The sequence below is a fragment of the Deltaproteobacteria bacterium RBG_16_64_85 genome (genome assembly GCA_001798885.1).
Lineage (GTDB): Bacteria > Desulfobacterota > Deferrimicrobia > Deferrimicrobiales > Deferrimicrobiaceae > FEB-35.
On sequence record MGQW01000078.1, the window covers coordinates 1 to 6,678 of the forward strand.

5 protein-coding genes and 1 pseudogene are annotated in these 6,678 nt (G+C 66.0%); 4 read left to right on the plus strand and 2 right to left on the minus strand.

Features of this window, described 5'->3' with window-relative positions; translation table 11 throughout:
• Window positions 1-243: 243 nt before the first annotated feature.
• Window positions 244-1,317 carry a hypothetical protein gene (locus A2Z13_10315; protein OGP76829.1) on the minus strand — a complete coding sequence of 358 codons (1,074 nt, stop codon included), beginning with the start codon at window positions 1,315-1,317 and terminating at the stop codon, window positions 244-246.
• Entirely contained in the window at window positions 1,318-3,189 is a 1,872-nt protein-coding gene (locus A2Z13_10320) for a hypothetical protein (GenBank protein OGP76830.1), read from the minus strand.
• Window positions 3,190-3,373: 184 nt separating this feature from the next.
• Between A2Z13_10320 and A2Z13_10325 the strand changes: the two genes are divergently transcribed.
• The 4 genes and pseudogenes from A2Z13_10325 to A2Z13_10340 all read left to right on the plus strand — a co-directional run bounded on the left by A2Z13_10325 (window position 3,374) and on the right by A2Z13_10340 (window position 6,678).
• The gene (locus A2Z13_10325; protein ID OGP76831.1) at window positions 3,374-4,405 is read left to right on the plus strand and encodes a rod shape-determining protein; all 1,032 of its coding nucleotides are present in this window, start codon (window positions 3,374-3,376) and stop codon (window positions 4,403-4,405) included.
• 43 nt (window positions 4,406-4,448) lie between these two features.
• Window positions 4,449-5,294, plus strand: a complete 846-nt coding sequence (locus A2Z13_10330) for a rod shape-determining protein MreC (protein ID OGP76832.1) — start codon at window positions 4,449-4,451, stop codon at window positions 5,292-5,294.
• Window positions 5,288-5,776 carry a hypothetical protein gene (locus A2Z13_10335; protein OGP76833.1) on the plus strand — a complete coding sequence of 163 codons (489 nt, stop codon included), beginning with the start codon at window positions 5,288-5,290 and terminating at the stop codon, window positions 5,774-5,776. Before A2Z13_10330 ends, A2Z13_10335 begins: the two co-directional genes overlap by 7 nt.
• Window positions 5,776-6,678, plus strand: a pseudogene (locus tag A2Z13_10340) (hypothetical protein). The gene A2Z13_10335 and the pseudogene A2Z13_10340 overlap by 1 nt, the downstream one beginning before the upstream one ends.

Genomic DNA, 6,678 nt, shown 5'->3' on the forward strand with positions numbered 1-6,678 from the left:
TGTTCGGCCTGCTGGCCGTCGAGCTGGCCATCACGATCACGGACAAGACGATCACCACGGGCCTCGCGGCCGTCTTCTACCTCATCTCCGCCGTCTTCGTGTGGCGGTCCTTCTACAAGATGCGGATCCCGGTCGATGTGAAGTAAGGCGCAAGGAACCCTCCGGCGCCGGGGGGACCCACCCTGCGCCGGAAGATCCGAAGGGGCCCTCCGGCGGAGGGCCCCTTCTTCGTTTCCGGATGGATTATTTCAGGACGGTGATCGCTTCGGGCGACCGGACGACGATCTCCGGTCTTCCCTTGTACAGGGTGACCTCTCCCCGCACCCGCACGGTCTTCCCCCGGAAAAACCTCTCCGCATCCCTCGGGAACCGCGCGAGGTCCCGGCCCAGGATCACGACGGTGACGTACTTCTTCCAGTTGGGGTGGAAATTGAGATACAGGATTTTCTTCGCCCGGTGCGTGCGCACCAGCGTCCCTTCCACCACCACTTCCCGCCCGATGTGCCGATGGGCTTCCTCCCAGGAAACGACCCCGGAGGAAAGCGGCCTTGCCGGGAGCGGTGGGGATGCGGCCGCGGAGCCGGCATCGGCGCGAGGTCCTTCCGCCGGGAGGGGGAGAAATCCCGCATTCCTCGCGGCCATTTCGAAATCCCGGTCCGAGTTCTCGGTTCGCCAGAGGAGGACTTCCTGGACGGTCTTCGCCAGCTCGTCCCGGCTCACGCCGGATTTCGCCATCCCACCGCAGACGACGGCATACCGGTCGCCGGAGAGGGGACGGACTTCCACGGCGAGGGCCCCGTGCCGCAGCAGCCACCGCACCTCCGCCATTCCCCTCTCCTGCCAGACCCCCTTTTCTTCCCTCCGGGCCTCTCCTTCCGCCTCGGAAAATTCGGTCTCCCGGGAAAAGCGGAACCTTCGGAGCACCCGTGCGTATCCCTGACGGACCATCTCCTTGTTGATGAGCCTGCCGTCGGGGGGCGGGAGATAGACGTAGCGGAGGAGGCGTCCATGACGGTCGACGTCCTCGTCTTCGCGCTCCATCCGGACGGTTTTCCCTTCGCCAAGGGAAGCAAGATAGGCGGCGGCCTCGTCGGCGAGAAACTCTTTCGATTTGGAGGGATGGGAACGCTCCGGGGCGTCGATGCCGATCAGGCGGACGGCGCGGGTTTCCTGCCCTGTAAGGACGCGGAGAGTGTCCCCGTCGACGACCTCCACGACCTGGCCGGTCTCCTGCGCGCGGATCGCCGGAGGGAAAAGAAGCCCGATCGCAAGGACGGCGACGTACGCGCGGATGAGCCGAGGAGTGTCCCCTCCCATTTATTTCAGCGCTTCGGGGTTGATCTCCACCTTGGCCTGCGCGCGGCGGAAGGCGATGAAGGCCTCGATCAACTGGCTCTTCTTCTGCTCGGCCACGGCCCGGAGAAAGCCTTCCTTCTTCGCCGCCCACTCCTTCTCGTCCGGCCGCAGCTCGTCGACGAACGCCAGCGCGAGGAACCGCCCCGCGGATTCCATGATCTTTCCGTACACGGGGGCCTTCTTCGAGAGGGAGAGCAGGATCTTCCGGATGTCGCCGGTCTCGGGCACGCTTTCCGGATAAGGGCCGGAAAGCGGCGGGAAGAAACCGGTCGCCGTGACGGACAGGCCGGCCTTCCTCGCTTTCAGTTCCAGCTCGGCGGCGGTTTTCGCCCCCGCCAGGATCTTTTCCTGTTCCGACAGGGCGGCCGCGCGCTTCTTCTCCCGGAGGACCACGGAGGCGATCTTCTCCCGCACCTCGGACAGCGCGGGGATGCGGGAATCCTCCTTGGCGACGACCTGGAAGAGGTAATGGACGTCCCCGACCGTCTTGACCGGCCCGATCTCCCTGACGGGCAGGAGCAGAGCTTCCTGGAGCACCGCAGGAGGAACCGCATCCCCCTTCGTGTCCCCCGACGTCCATCCGGTTTCCGACGGCGTGATCCCGTAGGGTGCGCAGGCCCCCTTCAGGTCCTTGGAAGCCGCGGCCTTGGCGTGGGCCTCGTACGCCTTGATGACCGCGAGGTCCTTCCCCTTCTCGTGTTGGAGCAGGGCCGCCACGCGGTCCCTGACCTGGGAGAGGGGGAGGTTTTCGGGGAACCGGATCTGGTTGACCCGCACGAGCAGGAATCCGCCCCCCACGTCGATCGGCCCGGCGACGGAGTCCACCGCCGCGGAAAAGAGGGCATGGTCCACTTCCGGCCTCGCCTCGGTGCGTCGCAACCAGGTCTCCCCGGGTTTCATCCGGGAATGCTTCTTCGCGAGCCTCTCGAAATCGTCCTTCCCCTTGCCGGCCTCGATGAGGATCTCCGCGGCCTTCTTCCCGACGGCCTCCTTGTCCTTCCGCGTGTACGGGAGATAGATCTGCGAAACGAGCCGCCGCTCCTCGGTCCGGAACCTGTCGGCGTTCCCCTCGTGGAACGACCGGATCTCCTCCTCGGTGGCCGAGGCGTTCCGCGCGAAGTGTCCCGGCTCGAATCGGGCCGCAAGGAGCTTCACCCGGGCCGGGACCCTGTAGCTCTCCTTGGCCTGCGCGTAGTTCGCGGAGATCTCTCCATCCGCCGGGGACGGGACCCCCTTCATCTTTTCCGGGTCCGCCGTGACGACCAGCAGCCGCACCTTCCGGGAGGTCAGGGTGAAGAGGTCCCGGGCCTCGCTCTCCGGGACCCGGGCGTCAGCGGCAAGCAGTCCCTCGATTTTTTTCAAGGTGATGTCCTGGCGCTTCGCGGCCTCGTAATTCGCCGTGGTGATGCGGTTGTAGGCCAGGAGGCTGCGGTACCGCTCCTCGCTGAATTGCCCGTTGGCCTGGAAGGCCGGGTCGGCGGCGATCTCCCCCTGGACCTCCGCGTCGGAGGCGGCGAGCCCGAGCTTCCGGGCCTCCGCGAGCAGGATCGAGCGCTGGATCAGGGTGTCCAGCGCCTGTTTCCGGAAGTTGAGGGCCTTGGCCATTTCCGGTGTGAAGGCGCCGCCGTAGACGTCCCGGTAGGTCTTCTCCAACCCGGCTGCCGCCTCGGAGAGATCGGCCATCGAGATGTTCTCCCCGCCGACCGTCGCGGCCACGTCCCTCCCCCGCTCGGAGTACGTTCCGACCCCCCACCAGATGAAGGTGATGGCGATGAAGCCGAGGATGATCTTGATGGCCCATGAGCCGGCGTTCCGCCGGAGGACGTCGAGCATGGCGTGTCGGTTCTCCTGTGAGGGGGAGGAATGAAAAGCAAACATCCTATGCTAATGCGTCCCGCGGGGTAAATTCAACGAGTTTCGCCGTTTCCCCTCAAACGTTTGCAATGGCGGAATCGGCTTGCTAAGATATTTCGATAACCGCGGCCCCTTGGCACTCTCAAGACATTCGGAGGGACGGATGATTTTCGACAGGCTGATCGGACTGTTCTCCAACGACCTGGCGATCGATCTCGGAACGGCGACCACGCTGGTCTACGTCAAGGGGGAGGGGATCATCTGCTCGGAGCCGTCGGCCGTCGCCGTCCACCGGGACAGCCGCGGCGCGAAGAAGGTTCTCGCCGTGGGGATCGAGGCGAAGCGCATGATCGGGCGCACGCCCGGGAACATCGTCGCCATCCGCCCCATCAAGGACGGCGTCATCGCCGACTTCGAGGTGACGGAGGCGATGCTGCGCTACTTCATCCGGAAGGCGCACAAGCACCGGACCCTCGTCCGCCCTCGGATCATCATTTGCGTCCCCTACGGGTGCACCGAGGTGGAGCGCCGCGCCGTTCGCGAGTCCGCCCAGAGCGCCGGGGCCCGGGAGGTCTACCTGATCGAGGAACCGCTGGCCGCCGCCATCGGGGCCGGCCTGCCGATCACCGAGCCTTCCGGGAACATGATCGTCGACATCGGCGGCGGGACCACGGAGGTGGCGGTGATCTCCCTCGGCGGGATCGTCAGGAGCCAGTCCGTGCGGGTCGCGGGCGACAAGATGGATGAAGCCATCCTGCAGTACGTGAAGCGGAAGTACAACCTGCTGATCGGCGAGCCCACCGCGGAGTACATCAAGGTGACCATCGGGAACGCCTTCCCCGGTTTTTCCGAGTCCGTGGAGGTCAGGGGGCTCGACATGGTGTCCGGAGTCCCCAAGGCGTTGACCCTGCATGCCGACGAGATCCGTGAAGCGCTCTCCGAGCCCGTCCGGATCATCGTGGACGCGGTGAAGAGCGTATTCGAGGAGACGCCCCCCGAGCTCGCGGGGGACATTTTCGAGCGGGGAATCGTCCTGGCGGGGGGAGGGGCGCTGCTGCGCAACCTCGATGCGCTCCTCCGGGAGGAGACGGGGCTGCCGGTCACCGTCGCCGAGGACCCTCTCTCCTGCGTGGTGTTGGGATCCGGCAAGGCGCTGGACGAGCTGGACCTGCTGCGTCAGGTGGCGCTCCACTGAGCTTCGGCAGGGCTCCCGGCAGCTGGTGTCGCAAGATCGGGTGATGGGATCCTTTTTTCGAAAGTGGTGGCGGCTTCTAACGGCGATCTTCCTGCTCTCCGTGGCCATCCAGCTTTTCGTGCGCCCGCCCTCGGCCCTTTCACGCGCCGATGCGTTCCGCGCCTCCGGCTCCGTCCTCTTCCGGCCTGTCTACGCGACCGTCGATTTCGTGCGCCACGGGATCTCCTCCATCTGGTCGCACTACATCGCGCTCGTGGGAATGTCCCGGGAGAATGACCGGCTGCGGCAGGAAGTGGCGGCCCTCCGGGAGAAGCTCCAGGAGAACCGGGACTTCCTCCTCGAGAACCGGCGCCTGAAGGAACTGCTGCGGTTCTCGGAGACGGCCGGGAAGAAGACGATCGGCGCGCGCGTCGTCGGTCACGACATCTCCCCGTGGTTCCAGTCCTTCTTCGTCGACGTGGGTGTTGAGGCCGGCGTGGAGCCCGGAATGGCCGTGGTGACCCCCGTCGGCGGAATCGGGCGCATCCACAAGACGTACAGAGGCCTCTCCGAAGTCCTCCTCGTCACCGACGGGCGCTTTACCGCGGACGCGATCGTCGAACGCAGCCGTGTCCGTGCGATCGCGGAGGGGATGGGCGGCAACCTGTGCCGGCTGAAATACGTCTCCCTCACCCAGGACGTCGTGGCGGGCGACCGGATCCTCTTCTCCGGGTTCGACGGGAGCATGCCCAAGGGGATCCTGCTGGGAACCGTCGTTGGTGTGGACCGGCCGCCCGAAGGGCTGTTCCTGAAAGTCCAGGTGCAGTGTGCCGTGAACCTGCGAGCCGCGGAGGAGGTGCTGGTCGTCCTCCATCGCCCCTCGATCCCCTTCCGGGCGGGCAGATGGTGAGGCAATTCCTGGTTGTACTGGCCGTGTCGTACGCCGGCGCCGCGGCCAGCGTCTGGTGGCTTTCCGGTTTCGTCCCGTGGTTCCTCCTGCCGGATTTTCCGTTCCTCGCGATCGTCTTCACGGGGCTCTTTATCGGCGGCCCCGTCGGCTTCCTGGCGGCCATCCCCCCGGCGCTGTTCCGGGAAATCACCGTATCCGCCCCCCCGTGGACCTTTTTCCTGTCGTCGATGGCGCTCTACTTCTTTTCGCGGGAGATCGCGCTGCGCCTCTTCGTCCGCGCGGAATATTACATCCTGGCGATCGTCGTGAGCCTCCTGCTGACCGAGTCGCTCTCCATCGTGGGACTGATGCTCCTCTCCGGAAGCCGCCCGTTCTCTTTCCTCTGGGGGATGGAGGAAGCGGTCCGGATTGCGTGGACGGGGCTTCTCGCCGTCCCCCTGTACATGGACCTTTCGGGGCGGTGGCGCCGGGTGAAAGAGTGATGCAGCGGATCCGGAAACGGGAGCAGGATCCGCTGATCACCGCCCGAATCCGGGGGGTCCTCTGGGTCGCGCTCGCCCTGTTCGGTCTCCTGCTGGTCCGCCTCTACTGGCTCCAGGTGGTCCAGTACGAACGGTTCCGCACGCTCTCCGAGAACAACCGGCTTCGGATCCGGACGATCCTCGCGCCGCGCGGACAGATCCTGGACCGGAACGGCCGCGCGATTGCCGAGACGCAGGCCTCGTTCGACCTCATCTGCTCGCCGGTCGACGTCACGGACCTGGAGGGGGAGATCCGCCTCCTCGAGGAGATCGTGGATTTCGATGCGGACGAGATCCTGGAGAAGATCCGGGCCGCCAGGAAGTCCAACCCCTTCACCGCGATCACGGTGGCGCGGGACCTCCGCTTCGAGCAAGTGTCGGTCGTCGAGTTCAACCGCGAGACGCTCTCGGGGTTCACGGTTCAGGTGGAGGCGAAGCGCAGTTATCCGTACGGCCCTGCTTTTGCGCACGCCCTGGGATACGTGGGCGAAACGAGCCAGGAAGAACTGGAGCAGTCCGGGGACGAGCGGCTCGCAAGGGGGGACATCGTCGGGAAATACGGGCTGGAGCGTCGCGAGGACGATGTCCTCCGGGGGACCAACGGGGGGCATCACGTGGAGGTGGACGCCGCGGGAAGGGACAAGCGGCTGGTGGACGAGGTTCCTCCCCGGGCGGGCGGGATCGTCCACACGACCCTCGACGCGGACCTTCAGAAGGCGGCCGAGGAGGCAATGGAGAAGCGCGCGGGGGCGGTGATCGCGATGGTCCCCAGGACCGGGGACATCCTGGCGTTCGTCTCCGCTCCCGCCTTCGACCCGAACATCTTTTCACGGGGAATCCGGAAGAGCGAGTGGCGGGCCCTG

Excerpts from the sequence above, each read along its gene's own strand:
- A2Z13_10315 (OGP76829.1), bottom strand. The coding sequence starts at position 1,317 with ATGGGAGGGGACACTCCTCGGCTCATCCGCGCGTACGTCGCCGTCCTT.
- A2Z13_10320 (OGP76830.1), bottom strand. The coding sequence starts at position 3,189 with ATGCTCGACGTCCTCCGGCGGAACGCCGGCTCATGGGCCATCAAGATC.
- A2Z13_10325 (OGP76831.1), top strand. The coding sequence starts at position 3,374 with ATGATTTTCGACAGGCTGATCGGACTGTTCTCCAACGACCTGGCGATC.
- A2Z13_10330 (OGP76832.1), top strand. The coding sequence starts at position 4,449 with ATGGGATCCTTTTTTCGAAAGTGGTGGCGGCTTCTAACGGCGATCTTC.
- A2Z13_10335 (OGP76833.1), top strand. The coding sequence starts at position 5,288 with ATGGTGAGGCAATTCCTGGTTGTACTGGCCGTGTCGTACGCCGGCGCC.